Origin of the sequence: Brevibacterium spongiae (assembly GCF_026168515.1) — a bacterium.
Classification (GTDB): Bacteria; Actinomycetota; Actinomycetes; order Actinomycetales; family Brevibacteriaceae; genus Brevibacterium; species Brevibacterium spongiae.
The window spans coordinates 515,029-530,515 of sequence record NZ_CP093443.1; the positions used below are offsets into that span (position 1 = coordinate 515,029).

Sequence of the window (15,487 nt, forward strand, 5' to 3'; positions counted from 1 at the left end):
ACCCGTCTGCGTCGACGGTCGCCCGATTCGCACCGGTGAGATGGGCCATAGTCGTCATGTCCGCATTGTGCCACTTGGGTTGCCGAAACAGCGAGACATTCCACCCCTGGTCGGGATCCGCACAGTCATCGTTCAGAGCGGTTGAACGTTATCGATTCGTTATCACTCAAGCTCAGAACGGCTCCCGATCGAACCCTGAGTTCCTTTATCCGGGAATTCTTGGTGTATTGACATATTCGTGGTATCTAATGGGACTACACCAATTCGTGGCAACGGGCCACTACATGAATGCAAGGGAAGAAACCATGTCTCGTCGAGCTCGTGAATTGACAGTCGATCAGGCCGCATTAGTCGGAGCGGTCCGAAAGGTTGCGCGGCAGCGATCGAAAATCAACACCGACTACGTGATGGCGATCCTGCGCGCACGCGAAGAGGGTGCGACTTTCGGTGCGATCGCCGAGGCGGCCGGCACTTCGTCTCAGGCCGTGCAGGAGATCGTGCGCAGGCACGGTCCCGTCAAGCGCAGCGAACCGAAGGCGGAGGTCGCGGACCCCGTCTGATCCCCGAATCCTAGGGGCGGAGAAGTGATTCTCAGTCCCAGGGACGTTGATTCTTCCCGCGCCGACACAAGGGCGGTGGCCCATCGAAGTGATGGGTCACCGCCCTTGTGCATTCCATGAGTGAATCGTGTCCGCTGCATGCTCGATTTTCCTCACTCGATCGGCATCTGGAAATATGCTCGATCCGACAATGCGGCAGATAGGTGCAGAAATAGGCGAAACGGTTACCTTCTACACCGAAAAGCCTTGTTTCGAATCCGTCGGCTACATGAAGAGAAGAGTCTCGATTCGAAGCGTTCATCAGGGTGCCCGCCAAAGACTTTCGGGACTCGGATTCCTGTCATGAGAGATGGTTCGCAGCCGCCTCACTGCGGCTTAGATACAAGAACGACACACTCGGCGCAGTATTGCAGTCTTGTTACAGGAAAGTCGGCTGGTGCTGTCGGTGTGGACGGGCACGGGTGGGCATGGACGTCCGGGCGAGAGGGCGAAACTCTTGTCTAGAGTGGCGGTATGAACTCCGAGCCCGAATCGCTGCCCGCTGAGATCGTTGACCTGCCCCTCATCCGCATCGCCGCCGACCTCTCTGCCATGGCCTGGGAGCAGATGCTCGCGTGGAGGCCGCTGCTGGGGTCGAGTCTGGATGCGCGCGTGGTCGATACGAAGACCTCGCCGAACGACCTGGTGACCCGGGCCGATGCGCAGATCGAAGCGCTGGTCCGCGGGTACCTCTTGAAGGTGAGGCCGCAGGACCTCATGGTCGGGGAGGAAGGAGCGGCGGCGCTCGACCCGGTCGAGTTCTTCTCAGCAGAGCTTCTCGGACGGCTTCATGCCTACGATGCCGAGGCGGGGTCACTCATCGACCTCAGTGACGACGGCCCGGTGCTTGAATGGCATGTCGACCCCATCGACGGAACCGTGAACTATGTCCGCAACATCGAACACCACGCCTTCTCCGTCGGCGTCTGCGAACAGGCGACCGCCGAACCCGGGGCGACCGCCGAGCCCGGGGCGGTTCCCGAGCCCGGACTCGGGCAGGGTCGCTGGCGCATCGGCCTCGTCGCCTCACCCGGACTCGACGCCACATGGCTGGCGGCCGAGGGGCGCGGCGCGTACCGCGTCGAGGGCTGCCTGACCGATCATGATGACGCCGCCTCGGCGACGATCCCTGCGCGCAGACTGCGCGGCACCCCGTCCGGACTGTCCGGGCGGTTGCTCGCAACTGGGTTCGCCTACACCGGCGACAACCGAGGACCGCAGCTCGCCAAGCTCGAGAACCTCATGAGCGGCTACGACGACCTGAGGCGCTGCGGTTCGGCCGCCATCGACCTGTGCATGGTCGCCGAGGGGCGCGTCAACGGCTACGCCGAGCGAGGCCTGGGCATCTACGACTACGCGGGCGGAGCGGTCATCGTAGAAGAGGCCGGACTCAAGGTCAGCCGCGGAGGGGCGGGCGGCCCGACCGCTGCGGCTGACACCCAGGCCGAGGTCGACCGCCTCGTCGCGGCCATCTGAGTCAGCCCCCGTGCAAGCTTGGGCCAGCTCACCAGCAGCCATCTGAACCAGCCCACGAGGGGTCTCAACCACATCACTGCAGATGTGATGCAGTTAACATCACACTTTTCTGCCGTTATTCGGAAAGCATAGGCTAAGCTTACTTTCAGTGTGCGCACACGGTTTTCTCATCCGTTCATTCCTGGAAGTAGGACCCTATGGTTTCGACTCGCCTTCAACTGAGCGCCCTGGCAGGCGTCGTCGCTCTGACCCTGGCTGGCTGCGGCTCCGCTGAATCCGATTCGGCGCAGGCCGAGGACTCCGGTGCCGCCATCGAGGTCGAAGACAACAACGGCAAGCAGTCCGTCGTCTCGCCTCCGCAGTCCGTCGTCGCCACCGACAATCGCACCTTCGAAACCCTTGCCGATTGGGACATCGAGCTCAGCGCCGGAGCCGTGTCTCTGATGAGCGAGGACCTCGACTATACGAAGGACGACTCGATCCTCGACCTCGGCAGCCACCGTGAGCCCGACCTCGAGAAGGTCGTCGAGGCCAAGCCGGACCTCATCGTCAACGGCCAGCGATTCGCCCAGTTCCATGACGATCTGGCCAAGCTCGCCCCCGACGCGACCGTGCTCGAACTCGATCCCCGCGACGGCGAGGATTTCGACGCCGAACTGCGCCGCCAGACCACCGTGCTCGGCGAGGTCTTCGGCAAGCAGGGTGAGGCGAAGAAGCTCATCGAGGACTTCGACGCCTCCATCGAACGCGCCAAGGCCGCCTACGACGGCGATGACAAGGCCATGGGTCTGATCACCTCGGCCGGCGACATCGGCTACGCCGCACCATCGGTCGGCCGCACGGTCGGACCCGTCTTCGACATCCTCGGCCTCACCCCGGCCCTCGAGGTCGAAGAGGGCAGCGAAGACCACCAGGGTGACGACATCTCCGTCGAAGCCATCGCGAAGTCGAACCCGGAACTCATGGTCGTCCTCGACCGCGACGCCTCCTTCGCCCCCGAAGAGCGGGAGAAGGGCTCGGCTCCGGCCGCCGAGGTGCTCGAAGACTCCGAGGCGCTGGAGGACGTCCCCGCGATCAAGGACGACAAGATCGTCTACTTCCCCGAGGACACCTACCTCAACGAAGGCATCCAGACGTACACCGAGTTCTTCAACGACTTCGCAGACAAGCTCGAAGAACAGAAGTGATGACCCTCGCCGAGGCGGCCCGACGTCGGAGATCCGGAGCACAGGTGGCTGCGTCATCGGCTCCGGCCCGACCGGGGGCAGCGAATCCTGCCCGACCGGGGACGGAGGAATCGTCCCAGCCGGGGACGGCGAATCCGTCCCCGCGTGGGGCCGCCTCGGCGAAGGGACGACTCTTCGGATGGCCGCTGCTGCTGGGCATCCTCGGGGTCGCAGGCCTCCTCGCCCTCTCCCTGTTCACCGGCGTCTACGACGTCTTCGGCGGTGACGGCGGGGCGCAGATGTTCCAGATCACGCGGATCCCGCGCACCATCGCCCTCGTCCTCGCCGGAGCTGCGATGGCGATGTGCGGGCTCGTCATGCAGCTGCTCACGCAGAACCGCTTCGTCGAACCGACGACGACGGGCACCACCGAATGGGCGGGCCTCGGGCTCATGCTCACCGTCATCATCTACCCCGATGCCTCGATCGCGGCACGCATGGTCGGGGCGATCATCGCCGCTTTCATCGGCACGCTCGTGTTCTTCGTCTTCCTCCGCCGCGTCTCGCTGAAGTCCTCGCTCATCGTTCCCATCGTCGGAATCATGCTCGGTGCCGTCGTCGGCGCCGTATCGACATTCATCGCCGTGCGGACCGACATGCTCCAATCGCTGGGCATCTGGTTCGCGGGCAGCTTCACCTCGATCCTGCGCGGCCAGTACGAGACTCTGTGGATCGTCGCGGCCGTCGTCGTCGCCATCTTCATCCTTGCCGACCGTTTCACCGTGGCGGGTCTCGGCAAAGAGATCGCCACGAACGTCGGTCTCAATTACAACCAGATCGTGCTGCTGGGCACCGTGTTCGTCGCCGTCGCCACCGGCGTGGTCACCGTCGTCGTCGGCAACCTGCCGTTCCTCGGGCTCATCGTGCCCAATATCGTCTCCCTCATCCGCGGCGACGACCTGCGCTCGAACCTGCCCTGGGTGTGCCTGCTGGGCATCGCTATCGTCACCGTCTGCGACCTCATCGGCCGCCTCATCGTCATGCCCTTCGAAGTGCCCGTCTCGCTCATCCTCGGCGTCGTCGGTGCGGCAGTGTTCGTCGCCCTGCTGCTGCGCCAGCGGAAGGTCGGGTGAATGAGCATGCGTGCGAAGGACGACACCGGTCAGGTTACAGACGTACGGGAAGGGGAGCCGCCTCGGCGAGAGGCGGAGCGTTCGCATCATCGGTCGGGACAGCCGTCGCGGAACTCCGGACCGCTGCCGACGGCGAAGTCGGTGCGCAGGTATTGGACGATCATCATCGTCCTCGCGGTCGCCTCGGCGGGGATCGCTCTGGGCATCCTGGCCTGGGACAATCCGATGCCGATCACCGACCCCGGTTTCTGGCTGATCGCGCAGCTGCGGCTGACGAACCTCGTCGTCATCGCCATGGTCGCACTCTGCCAGTCCTTCGCCACGGTCGCCTTCCAGACCGTGACGAACAACCGGATCATCACGCCGTCGATCATGGGATTCGAGTCCCTCTACGTGGCGATCCAGACCTCGGCGATGTACTTCTTCGGGGTCACCGCGATCGTCGAGCTCAAGGGACTCGTGCCCTTCGTCGTCCAGCTGGGCCTCATGGTCGGTCTGTCGCTTGCCCTCTATGGATGGCTGCTGTCGGGGCGGCACTCGTCGGTGGCGCTCATGCTGCTCATCGGCGTCGTCATCGGCGGGGGACTGGGCTCGGTGGCGACGTTCATGCAGCGGACGCTCACGCCGAGCGAATTCGACATTCTCTCCGCACGCCTGTTCGGGTCGATCTCGAACTCGGATGCGAGCTACCTGCCGGTCTCCATCCCGCTGTGCCTGTTCGCCTGTCTCGGCCTCTACCTGTGCTCTTCGCGGTTAAACGTGCTGGCGCTGGGCCGAGACATGACGAGCAACCTGGGGCTGAACTTCAAGGGCGAGCTGCTCAAGGTCCTCTTCTTCGTCTCCATCCTCATGGCCGTGTCCGTGTCGATGATCGGGCCGATGGTCTTCCTCGGATTCCTCGTCGCGATGCTCGCCTACCAGTTCGCAGACACCTTCGACCACAAGCGGCTCTTCCCGATGGCCGCGCTCATCGGGTTTGTCGTCCTCGGTGGTGCGTACTTCGTCATGAAGAACATCTTCTACGCAGAAGGCGTCGTGTCGATCATCATCGAGATCGTCGGCGGCGGCGCCTTCCTGCTCGTCATTCTGCGAAAGGGGCGCCTGTGATCACGCTCGAATCGGTCCGCAAGTCCTACAGCGACGACGTGTCGATCGGACCAGTCGATCTGCAGATTCCGGCCGGGGGAGTCACCGCGCTGGTCGGTCCCAACGGTGCGGGAAAATCGACGCTGCTGACGATGATCGGTCGGCTGCTCGGACTGGATGCTGGGACGATCTCGGTGGCCGGGTACGACGTGAGCTCGACGAAGTCGAAGGATCTGGCGAAGATCGTGTCCATTCTGCGCCAGGAGAACCACTTCATCACCCGACTGACGATCCGGCAGCTCGTCGGATTCGGTCGCTTCCCCCATTCGAAGGGGCGACTGACGACGGTCGATGAGGAAGTCATTTCGCAGGCGATCGACTTCCTTGAGCTTGGCGAGTTGGAGAACCGGTTCATCGACGAGCTCTCCGGCGGACAGCGGCAACGGGCCTATGTGGCGATGGTATTGGCCCAGGACACCGACTACGTGCTTCTCGACGAACCGCTGAACAACCTCGATATGAAGCGGTCCGTGCAGATGATGCAGCACCTGCGCCGAGCGGCCGCCGAGATGGGCCGAACCATCGTCATCGTCCTCCACGACATCAATTTCGCCGGCCACTACGCCGACCACATCTGCGCGGTCAAAGACGGAGCGATCGTCGAATTCGGAACACCGGACGAGATCATGACCAGCGAGGTGCTGTCCAGGGTGTTCGACACCCCCGTCGACGTCATCGACGGTCCACGCGGTCCGCTGGCTGTGTACTACTGACAGTTTCGAGCTCGCCACCGCAGGGTGGGGCGGGTCGGGCACGCAGTGTGGGTCCATTGCACGGGCGCCGAAGAGGCCCGTGTCACAAACGTTGCTGAAAATGCCTTGCTTAAACATATAGAGTTGATAGTATTCTGATGACCCGCAGGATGGATCACCGATGATCTGTTCGCTTAGTGAGACCTCGAAGCCGTGGCATTTCAAGGGGGAGACGTTCAACTTCAGGCTGTTCGGGGCGATTCGTATCGATTCCTGATCCGATTATTTCGGCACTCAGGCCATTTAAAGAAATATAAACATAGGTTTTAGTTCAGCGAACCTTGCCATGACGGCGCTTCGCTTCCATCGCAGTCGGCCACGTCGTATAAGAGGATCGAACGGGCTGTTATCGGAGCGAGGGTGATGTGGTGGGCGAGCTTCGACTCCAACGAAGGAATCGGGAGCATGGACACTCAATCAACACTCAATCCCGCTACGGGCAGCAATGCCCACGACGAGGGCGGAGACTTCAAACGGGACATGGGATTCTGGGGCAACCTCGCCCTCGGATTCACTTACTTGTCACCAGTCGTCGGCGTGTATGCGACCTTCGCCGCGTCGATGGCACTGGCCGGACCGCCAGCATTCTGGATGCTGATCCTCGCCGGAGCCGGTCAGCTCCTCGTGGCAACCGTCTTCGGCGAAGTTGTCTCTCAATATCCGATCGCCGGCGGAATCTACCCCTGGAACAAGCACCTCTGGGGAAAGAAGTGGGGGTGGATGAGCGGTTGGATCTACATGATCGCCATCAACGTCACCATCGCCTCGGTGGCCTATGGAGCCGGGCCGTTCCTCGGTGCCCTTCTGGGGATCGAGATGTCTCCGATCGCCAACGTGCTTTTGGCGCTCTTCATCATCTTCCTCGCCACCATCGCCAATCTGTGCGGGACGAAGTTCCTGGCCAATGTCGCATTCGTCGGCTTCGTTGTGGAGATCTTCGCCACCGCGGCAATTGGTGTATGGCTGCTGCTCACGGTGCGCAAACACGACCTGTCAGTGCTGTTTCAGGACTTCCGGCCGGCTGACATGCAGGATCAGACCCCATTTGCACTCGCCTTCGTCGGAGCCGCGATCATGGGCATCTACCTTTACTACGGCTTCGAAGCCAATGGCGACGTCGCCGAAGAGGTGCGCAACCCCGGTCGTGTCATCCCCAAAGCGATGCGGATGACGATCTACGTCGGTGGTCTCGCCTCGATGTTCATCGCTCTGGGACTGATCCTGTCGGTGGGCAGCTTCGAAGACATCATCAACGGAACGATTCCGGATCCGATCACAGTCGTCTTCCTCGAAGCCTTCGGTCCGGTCGGCTTCAAGCTGGTGATGGCTGTCGTCCTGGTGTCGTTCCTCTCCTGCACGATCTCTCTGCAGGCAGCCGCATCGCGCCTGATGTACTCGATGGGTCGAGACAATCAGCTGCCGTTCTCGCATCTGCTGGCAAAGTTCAGCCGGACACGCGCAGTCCCTCCGTATGCGCTCATCGTTGCCGGTGCGATCCCCTCGGCCGTCATCCTCATCTCACTGCTGAGCGAGAATGCGCTCCTGGCTATCATCTCGTTCGCCTCATTCGGCATCTACCTGGCCTTCGCCTCGGTGGTGTTCGCCTCGATCAGGGCACGGGTGAAAGGCTGGAAGCCGAGCGGAGAGTTCACCATGGGCAAATGGGGCTGGCTCATCTCGATCTCGGCTCTGGTCTATCAGATCTTCGCCATGGTCATCGTTCTGTGGCCGGTGCCGGATGTGCCCTGGTACGACGCATGGATCGTGGGACTCATGTCGTTGGTGGTCGTCGGAGTCGGTGCCCTGTATCTGTTCACCTCCCATCCTGAGCGCCGTGGGCGAGCAGGCGGAGATGCAACACAGTTCGCACATGCTGTGCCCGAGCGGACGAAGTTCGACTGAGACGAGGCAGCGGGGTCGACTCCAGGAACGTGCCGATCCTGACTCGCACGGAATCAGTGCAGAATCAGTCCCCGAAGCAATGAGTGCGGCCCCTGTCGATATGACAGGGGCCGCACTGCTGATCCGGCATCAGACTGGTCTTCGCGAACGGTGGCGTCGGATCAGCTTTCGTCAACGCGATAGAGCAGACTGAGGTCCACGCCTGTCACGTCAAGAGGCAGGCGAGAGTATCCCGGCGGCATCACTGCAATGCGCACCCCGGTGCTCAGCTCTCCGGAATTTCCGACAAGCACCTGATTGTGCCTGCTGAGTACGGCTGCACCATGGCCGAGCGGTGAGAGCATTCGCAGCAGCTGGGACTCGACGTCATTCATGAGTATGTCGATCCCTGCGACCCCGACCTTGCTGCCATTCACGTGGCACGGAACGGTGAGAGTGACGATATAGTCATCAACTCCGAGGTGGTCGATATAGGGGCCTGCCAAGGTCCGGGTCCCAGCGTTGAAGCCGCCTTCGAACCACTCGAGATATTCGTAGTCGTAGAACCGGTCCGAGCTGCGATCGAGGATGAAGTCCCTGCGCGCGACGCCGTCGCCGTCGGTGATCCACCATTCGATGCGGGCAGTGGACGGCTCCAGCAGATCGAGTTTGAAGATGAGTCCGGCACCGTCGAATCCGGCATGGGCACCGAGGAAATCGGCGATGTCGGCTCCCAGTGCCGCGCGAGCTCTCCGGCCGACCTCGAACGGAGGTTCTCCTGCGAAGTCAGCGGTGAGATGGGCACTGAGGTTGCGTTCGAGCTCCTCGAGCCCGAGGAACAGGCCGTCTGCCCAGGCCGAGAGCTCCCGTGCTACGTCACGCACAGCAGAATTGGTCATGTCGCTCCTACTCACTGCACAGTCGACTGGTCAGCGCCATGGGATTCGATGGTCAGCTTGACGTCGATGAGACTGTAGACAGTCTTCCTGATATTCGCCTCAACCGCACGCTCTGCGCGTTCGATATCGTGAGCGGCGACGGCTTCGACGATTTCGGCGTTGTCAGCGAGTACCTCGTTCTTCTGCGCAGCGGCGCCGGCGGGAGACCATTTGAGGGCCAGAATCTCACTTTGCAGGCGCATGGATGCGCGCAGCAGCCTCGGAGACTGGGAAACGACGCCCAGCTGGGTGTGGAATCGAGAATCGGCTGCCGAACATTCTGCAAGAGTTGTCGCTTCCTCGAGCCTCTGTGCGGCATGACGGAGTTCGCCGATGGCTTGAGAGTGGGCGCGTTGGCATGCCAAACGGACAATGCCGGTGGCGACGGCCGTGTGCTCATCGCCGTAGTCGCGATAGGCCACGATGGACAGGCTCGCAAGATAGGTGCTGATCTGTTCGTCGGAGGGGAAGGGGACCTTGACGATGAAGGTTCCGCCGCCGCGACCCCGACGGGTTTCGACGATGCCTTTGTCTCGCAGCAGCGCGAGGCTCTTCCGCAGCGTCGCCACAGCGACGTTGAACTCATCAGCGAGCTCGACCTCGGCAGGGAGGCGTTCCCCGACCGAGATCGAGCCGAGCGAGATCGCAGAGACGATCTGATCTGCCAGGGCATCGCCGTAGCCGAATGGTCCGCTCGATCCGTGAGAAGCAAGCACGTACCTGAATGCCTGGCTCAACAGTCCTGCACCTCCTGGGGTCACATCGCCTTGCTCGATCCTACCGTCTGGACGTGACTGGCCCGATGGCTGCGGCGATTGCCTCAGAGGTGCGGCGGCGGTCGGCTCAGGCGTCAGCAGCGGAGACGACCGCGGGCAGCCACTCGAGCGCGACATCGCTCGGCAGGTCCCAGGAGGAGGCATCATGGCGGCCGTACTCACCGACGCGCTCTGCGCCGAGCTCGGCGAAGCGACGGTCGATGTGCTCGCTGCCCTGAGAGTAGGTCTCCTCGTAGAAGCTGTCTCCCAACCCGAACATCGCATAGCGGACGCCGGCCAGATCTCCCTCGAAGTTGGAGAACTTCTCGAAGAAGTCTTGGGCAGTATTGGGCAGTTCTCCGTCGCCGTGTGTTGAGCACACGATGATGTAGAAGTTCTCAGCCGTGATGGACTCCGGTTCGAAGTCCTGCAGATCGGAGACTTCAGCGGACCGCCCATCGGCGTTGATCTTGTCTGAGAGGTCCTGAGCGATGAGCTCGGAGTTTCCCGACTCGGTTCCATAGAGGACGACGATATTCATGGCTATCCTTTCACCATAGAGCGTGATGAGACGATGGTCTGAGGGTTGGCGGCAGAGACGTTCGTTCTGAGGCCCTCGACCGTATCGAGCATCTCGGCATGGGTCTTGAACTTCGTCCGAATCCGTGACGGTTCGGCGTTGGCGACTTCTGCGGCATCGATGTGCTGCCAATCGGAGAAGCTCACCGCCTGGCAGCGCAGGCTTTCAGGAAGTGCGAGGAAGCCGCCGGGGTCGTCTCCGACGGGACATCTGCCGGATTCGACGTCGGCGATGATCTCTTTCGCAACCTGGTGGGCGTCGGCCCGGTTGGCCGGGATCGCCCCGACCGGGCCGCGCTTGAGCCATCCTGCTCGGTAGAGGCCGCATTCGAGTCGGCCCGGGCCGTCAGACGGGGCGAAGTCGTACTCTTCCGCATAATGCCAATGGCCAGGAGCGTTGACATCGAAGCCGATCGCCGAAATGACGGTATCAGCGGGAATGACGCTGGTCTCCCCGGCAGGCGCCTCTGAGAGATGGACGGACTCGACATGATCGGTGCCCCGAATGCGTGAGGGTGTGGCACCGAAGACGAAGCGGACCACCGCTCGCGTCTCATCGGGTTCGATGGCTGCGAGATCTGCGAAGGCTGCCTCTCGCTTGAGACCGAGGCTGTTGTCCTCGGCGGCAGATGATGAATTGGCAACGGTGAAGGCGACTCCTGGGATCTTGCCGAGTTCGCGAACCATCGCCACATCAGCCTTCGCCGATGCGATCGGAGAGCGGCTGAGCACCGTGATCTCGCGTGCCGGCCGTGACAGGTAGGAGGCCAGGGCCTCGGGGCTGACATCGCTGTCGACGTAGTCGGAAGCGGTCTTGGTGAGGAAGCGCACCATGTCGAGAGCGACGTTCCCGGCCCCCACGACAACGACCCGTTCACCGATGGACGGCATCGGCAGATTCGGTCGAGGAACGGTGTTGAGCGCATTGACGATGTCGCCGGAAACCAGAACACCATCCAAGTGGGATCCCGGGACAGTCAATGCGCGGTCGCGCCAGCGACCAGTCGCAAGGACGACGATGTCGAAGACGGACCTGAGTTCGGCCAGGCTGATGTCGCTGCCGACCTCGACATTTCCGGCGAAGCGGAAGTCATCGGAGAGGAAGTTGCGATCGAACTGCCGAGTCACAGCCTTCGTGTGCTGGTGATCGGCGGCGACTCCGTAGCGGATCAGTCCGTACGGTGCGGCGAGACGATCGAAAATCGTGATCTCTGCATCTTTCCAGTGTCGTCTCAGTGCCTGCGCCGTGAAGCATCCGCCCGGTCCGCTGCCGATGACGGCAATGCGGCGAGGTGTCTGGGCATTCATTGTTCGGCCTCCATTGGTCGACGATTTCTCCATTGAACTCCGGTGCTCGTCCACCATCGTCGGGATCGCTGTGTCCGTCAGAGACGGCAGATTCAAGACGTCTGACAGCGATCGAGGACAGAAATCAATAACATCTGTTTTTCAATCATTGCGGATCGCTGAGAATTCGGCAACCCCCTGGCGCGGCGTTCTTTCACCCAGCCGGCTCTCGAAAGGCGCGTCGAGGCTGCCCTATGGCTGATATGTGGGGAATGTAGTTATGGGGATTGAACGCCGATGAGGCGGGGGAATCTCCGGAGAGGTCTTGCGCGACGGGTAGGAGTGTGATTTGATTCATGGAAATCATTCATTCAGAAATGAATGTTTAGTTCAAGCGTAGATCAACGAGGATTCGCGGGAGTGTGAACACCATGACCACCACGGTCGATACAGCAGAGATTCCGTATCTGGACATCTCAGATCCGAGTTTCGCCATGGCATCCGAGCAGGTCAGAGACGCGCGTGAGCAATCTTGGATCGCTCAGACCAACTACGGTTTCGCGGTGCTGCGCTATGACGAGGTCGCCGCCCTGCTCAAGGACCAGAAGCTTTCGCAGGGAAGCGCTCGCTGGCCTGATCACCATGGGGTCCATTCAGGTGCTTTCCACGAGTGGTGGAGCAAGAATCTGCTTGTTCTCGAAAGCGACGAACACCACCGCATCCGTCGACTCCTCAACCCTGCTTTCTCCCCATCCATGGCACGGAAGCTCGAACCGGAATTCGCAGAGATCGCCGAGGAGCTCATAGCCGGATTCGCCGATCAGGGCGAATGCGATTTCGTGCGTGACTTCGCCGAACCGTTCGCGACCCGAGCGCTGTGCGCAATGATGGGACTCGATCATAAGCATTGGCCGTTCATCGCCTCTCGAGCGAACACCGTCTGAGTGTGACAGTCTGAAATGGCCCCACTTGGAGCAAAAATGATCCTCTGATTTGGCCCCACCCCCGACCTACCAGCCGTACCGTTCGTGATGTCGACCAAGACGTTCACGAAGAGGTGGGGCATATGAAGGAGATGTCGAGAGTGGAGCAATTCGAGAATATCCGACGAGACCACAGAGACCATGAGATGTCGATTCGACAGTTAGCCCAAAAGTACAAGGTCCACCGCAGGACGGTACGTCAGGCGTTGGCGGATGCGGTACCACCGCGGCGGAAGACTCCGGAGAGGGTAGCACCAGTCCTCGGTGAGCACGTTGCCACCGTCCGGGCTTGGTTAGTTGCTGACAAAGAGGTCCCTCGGAAGCAGCGTCATACCGCCCGGCGGGTCTGGCAGCGCCTCGTCGAGGAGGAAGGAGTCGAGGTTGCGGAGTCGAGTGTGCGAACCCTGGTCGCGAAGCTGCGCCGGGACATTTTCGATCAGTCGTTGGAGGTCAAGGTTCCTCAAACCCATGCCCCGGCGGCTGAAGCCGAGGTCGACTTCGGGGAGTTCTACGCCCTCATCGGTGGGGTGTGGTTGAAGCTGTGGATGTTCATTCTGCGCCTATCGCATTCGGGTAAAGCCGTGCACATTGCTTACGCCAACCAGGCTCAGGAGTCGTTTCTCGACGGTCATGTGAAGGCCTTCGACCGGCTCGGTGGAGTCCCGACGGGCATGATCCGGTATGACAACCTGACTCCGGCGGTGGTGCGGGTGCTGCTGGGTCGGGAACGGGAGGAGAATCCCCGGTTTGTCGCCCTGAGGTCGCATTACGGGTTCGATAGCTTCTTCTGCCAGCCCGGGATCAAGGGTGCTCATGAGAAGGGTGGCGTCGAGGGGGAGGTCGGTCGGTTCCGGCGCCGTCATCTGGTGCCGGTGCCCGAGTTCGCCTCCTTAGCCGAGCTCAACGCTTTCATGGTCGCTGCCGATGCTGGTGATGACGACCGAAAGATCACCGGCCGGGTCGAGACGGTCGGGGCCGCGGCGGCCCGGGAGCTGCCTGGCCTGCGGGGTTTGCCCGATGAGGTCTTCGATGCCGCGCAGACCCTGTCGTGTCGGGTCGATGCGAGAGCCAGAGTGTGCGTACGTCAGTCCTATTACTCGGTGCCGGCCCGGTTGGCTGGCAGACGCCTCCAGGTGCGTTTGGGGGCCACGACGGTGACCGTGATCGCTGAGTCGGGGGTGGTCGCTGTCCATACCCGGTCGCTGCATAAGTACACCGAAGATTTGGTCCTCGATCACTACCTGGAAGTCCTCATACGCAAGCCCGGAGCATTCGCCGGGGCCACCGCGCTGGCGGCTGCCCGGAAGTCCGGGATGTTCACGAACGCTCATCAACGGTTCTGGGATGCTGCGCGTGGGCAACTCGGCGACACGGCCGGGACCCGGGCGCTCATCGGTGTGCTGCTACTGCACCGCAGCCTGCCCAACGGTGACATTGTCACCGCATTGACAACCGCGACCGGGTTGGGATGCTTCGATGCTGATGTGGTCGCGGTCGAGGCCCGCCGGGCCGGTCAGGCGATGACTGCGCCACCGGCGGTGGTCGTCCCGGCCCACGTCGGACCAGTCGGGGAGAGGCCGGTGCCGGGCCTGGGCGCCTATGACGAACTGGTCTCGGTGGTGGGAGCATGAACGCGAAAACCATCCCGGCATCGACGCCGGCAGTGACTGCTCTGGGTGATCAGGCGGCTGAGGCCGCGATCGCCACGGCTTGTCGGACCCTGTTCATGCCCACGATCCGTGACCAGGCCTCACCGATGGCCGAGGCAGCAGCCCGAGAACGGCTCTCGCACAAGGCCTACCTGGCTGAGGTGTTGGCCGCGGAGTGTGATGATCGTGATGCCCGCCGTCGGATCCGGCGGATCAAGGAAGCGAAGTTTCCTCGCACCAAGCACCTGTCCGACTTCGATACCGCCGCCATCGAGGATTTGCCGCCGGCCCGGTTGGCGACTCTGGCCACCGGAGCGTGGATCGATGCCGGTGAGCCGTTGGTGCTACTCGGTGATTCCGGGACAGGGAAGACGCATCTGCTGATCGGTCTGGGGACCGCCGCGGCCGAGCAGGGCCGCAGAGTCCGCTACGTCACGACGGCGGCCCTGGTCAACGAGCTCACCGAGGCCGCCGATGCCAAGCAGCTCTCCCGGGTAGTGGGCCGCTATGCTCGCCTGGACCTGCTGTGCCTGGATGAGTTGGGGTATGTCAGCCTCGATTCTCGTGGAGCTGAGTTACTCTTCCAGATCATCACCGAACGTGAGGAACGAGCCTCGATTGCGACAGCCTCGAACGCCTCGTTCAGCGAGTGGGGGCAGACATTCACCGACCCGCGGCTGGCCGCGGCCGTTGTCGATCGGTTGACGTTTAACGCCCACATCATCAACACCGGCACCAGCTCTTACCGGCTGCGCACCACCCGGGCCAGGAGCGAAGAGGCCACTTTGCAGGAAGGAGATCAACCATGATCACCACCGAGGATCAGGAACCAGCCAGCGGAAATGCCATCGATGCCACCGAGGACTGGGTCGCCTACATCAGCCAACGCCTCAATGACGCCCAGGATCTCCTGGACGGGATCAGTGTCACCATCGAGTCTGTTCAGCCCAGTGGCCGCGAGCATGCCGCCGATCTGATCGATTCGGCTATTGAGGACCTTCAGCGACTGCGTCGCCGATTCGGACCAACCGAACCCGACTACGGCCCTGGCGATCCGCCGTTCTGACCACACTGGAACCTGAGAGGCCCGGCCACTCCTGTGGCCGGAGAAAGGCTCGCAACACAACACCGCCCGACCCCGCT

The 15,487-nt window shown here is 62.1% G+C and carries 15 protein-coding genes; 11 read left to right on the forward strand and 4 right to left on the reverse strand.

The annotated features are described in order from the left end of the window. The first annotated feature begins 407 nt into the window (after nt 1–407). From L1F31_RS02340 to L1F31_RS02370, 7 genes are all read left to right on the forward strand, one after another. A complete protein-coding gene (locus L1F31_RS02340; RefSeq protein ID WP_265419097.1) occupies nt 408–560 on the forward strand; it encodes a hypothetical protein in 153 nt (50 codons plus the stop codon). A gap of 513 nt (nt 561–1,073) precedes the next feature. Continuing rightward, nucleotides 1,074–2,075, forward strand: coding sequence for an inositol monophosphatase family protein (locus tag L1F31_RS02345; protein WP_265419098.1), 1,002 nt, complete (start codon nt 1,074–1,076; stop codon nt 2,073–2,075). A gap of 197 nt (nt 2,076–2,272) precedes the next feature. Beyond that, a complete protein-coding gene (locus L1F31_RS02350; RefSeq protein WP_265419099.1) occupies nt 2,273–3,262 on the forward strand; it encodes a siderophore ABC transporter substrate-binding protein in 990 nt (329 codons plus the stop codon). Continuing rightward, a complete protein-coding gene (locus L1F31_RS02355) occupies nt 3,262–4,374 on the forward strand; it encodes an ABC transporter permease (RefSeq protein ID WP_265419100.1) in 1,113 nt (370 codons plus the stop codon). Before L1F31_RS02350 ends, L1F31_RS02355 begins: the two co-directional genes overlap by 1 nt. A gap of 6 nt (nt 4,375–4,380) precedes the next feature. Further along, nucleotides 4,381–5,481, forward strand: a complete 1,101-nt coding sequence (locus L1F31_RS02360; protein WP_429860957.1) for an iron chelate uptake ABC transporter family permease subunit — start codon at nt 4,381–4,383, stop codon at nt 5,479–5,481. Further along, a complete protein-coding gene (locus L1F31_RS02365) occupies nt 5,478–6,233 on the forward strand; it encodes an iron ABC transporter ATP-binding protein (RefSeq protein WP_265419102.1) in 756 nt (251 codons plus the stop codon). The genes L1F31_RS02360 and L1F31_RS02365 overlap by 4 nt, the downstream gene beginning before the upstream one ends. Nucleotides 6,234–6,677: 444 nt before the next feature. After that, nucleotides 6,678–8,174, forward strand: coding sequence for an APC family permease (locus tag L1F31_RS02370; RefSeq protein ID WP_265419103.1), 1,497 nt, complete (start codon nt 6,678–6,680; stop codon nt 8,172–8,174). Nucleotides 8,175–8,335: 161 nt separating this feature from the next. Here L1F31_RS02370 and L1F31_RS02375 read toward each other — a convergent pair whose 3' ends face one another. From L1F31_RS02375 to L1F31_RS02390, 4 genes are all read right to left on the reverse strand, one after another. Beyond that, entirely contained in the window at nt 8,336–9,052 is a 717-nt protein-coding gene (locus tag L1F31_RS02375) for a cache domain-containing protein (protein WP_265419104.1), read from the reverse strand. Nucleotides 9,053–9,063: 11 nt separating this feature from the next. Continuing rightward, nucleotides 9,064–9,828 (reverse strand): FadR/GntR family transcriptional regulator, encoded by a 765-nt coding sequence (locus tag L1F31_RS02380; protein WP_265419105.1) that lies wholly within the window; start codon nt 9,826–9,828, stop codon nt 9,064–9,066. A gap of 106 nt (nt 9,829–9,934) precedes the next feature. After that, nucleotides 9,935–10,387: a flavodoxin domain-containing protein gene (locus L1F31_RS02385; protein WP_265419106.1), complete on the reverse strand. Its 453-nt coding sequence runs from the start codon at nt 10,385–10,387 to the stop codon at nt 9,935–9,937. Between the two features lie 2 nt (nt 10,388–10,389). Then, the gene (locus L1F31_RS02390) at nt 10,390–11,733 is read right to left on the reverse strand and encodes an FAD-dependent oxidoreductase (RefSeq protein WP_265419107.1); all 1,344 of its coding nucleotides are present in this window, start codon (nt 11,731–11,733) and stop codon (nt 10,390–10,392) included. A gap of 410 nt (nt 11,734–12,143) precedes the next feature. On the opposite strand from L1F31_RS02390, the gene L1F31_RS02395 reads away from it, so the two are divergent. The 4 genes from L1F31_RS02395 (at nt 12,144) to L1F31_RS02410 (ending at nt 15,410) form a co-directional block, all read left to right on the forward strand. Next, nucleotides 12,144–12,656, forward strand: a complete 513-nt coding sequence (locus L1F31_RS02395) for a cytochrome P450 family protein (RefSeq protein WP_265419108.1) — start codon at nt 12,144–12,146, stop codon at nt 12,654–12,656. 131 nt (nt 12,657–12,787) lie between these two features. Continuing rightward, nucleotides 12,788–14,326: an IS21 family transposase gene (gene istA / locus L1F31_RS02400; RefSeq protein WP_265420372.1), complete on the forward strand. Its 1,539-nt coding sequence runs from the start codon at nt 12,788–12,790 to the stop codon at nt 14,324–14,326. Further along, nucleotides 14,323–15,153 (forward strand): IS21-like element helper ATPase IstB, encoded by an 831-nt coding sequence (istB, locus tag L1F31_RS02405; protein WP_265417432.1) that lies wholly within the window; start codon nt 14,323–14,325, stop codon nt 15,151–15,153. Before istA ends, istB begins: the two co-directional genes overlap by 4 nt. Further along, nucleotides 15,150–15,410, forward strand: coding sequence for a hypothetical protein (locus L1F31_RS02410; RefSeq protein WP_265417433.1), 261 nt, complete (start codon nt 15,150–15,152; stop codon nt 15,408–15,410). Before istB ends, L1F31_RS02410 begins: the two co-directional genes overlap by 4 nt. Nucleotides 15,411–15,487 lie beyond the last annotated feature (77 nt).

Coding starts and splice junctions, on each gene's coding strand:
- L1F31_RS02360 (WP_429860957.1), top strand. CDS start 4,381: ATGCGTGCGAAGGACGACACCGGTCAGGTTACAGACGTACGGGAAGGG.
- istB (WP_265417432.1), top strand. CDS start 14,323: ATGAACGCGAAAACCATCCCGGCATCGACGCCGGCAGTGACTGCTCTG.
- L1F31_RS02375 (WP_265419104.1), bottom strand. CDS start 9,052: ATGACCAATTCTGCTGTGCGTGACGTAGCACGGGAGCTCTCGGCCTGG.
- L1F31_RS02395 (WP_265419108.1), top strand. CDS start 12,144: ATGACCACCACGGTCGATACAGCAGAGATTCCGTATCTGGACATCTCA.
- L1F31_RS02370 (WP_265419103.1), top strand. CDS start 6,678: ATGGACACTCAATCAACACTCAATCCCGCTACGGGCAGCAATGCCCAC.
- L1F31_RS02340 (WP_265419097.1), top strand. CDS start 408: ATGGCGATCCTGCGCGCACGCGAAGAGGGTGCGACTTTCGGTGCGATC.
- L1F31_RS02385 (WP_265419106.1), bottom strand. CDS start 10,387: ATGAATATCGTCGTCCTCTATGGAACCGAGTCGGGAAACTCCGAGCTC.
- L1F31_RS02390 (WP_265419107.1), bottom strand. CDS start 11,733: ATGAATGCCCAGACACCTCGCCGCATTGCCGTCATCGGCAGCGGACCG.
- L1F31_RS02410 (WP_265417433.1), top strand. CDS start 15,150: ATGATCACCACCGAGGATCAGGAACCAGCCAGCGGAAATGCCATCGAT.
- L1F31_RS02350 (WP_265419099.1), top strand. CDS start 2,273: ATGGTTTCGACTCGCCTTCAACTGAGCGCCCTGGCAGGCGTCGTCGCT.
- L1F31_RS02355 (WP_265419100.1), top strand. CDS start 3,262: ATGACCCTCGCCGAGGCGGCCCGACGTCGGAGATCCGGAGCACAGGTG.
- L1F31_RS02345 (WP_265419098.1), top strand. CDS start 1,074: ATGAACTCCGAGCCCGAATCGCTGCCCGCTGAGATCGTTGACCTGCCC.
- istA (WP_265420372.1), top strand. CDS start 12,788: ATGTCGAGAGTGGAGCAATTCGAGAATATCCGACGAGACCACAGAGAC.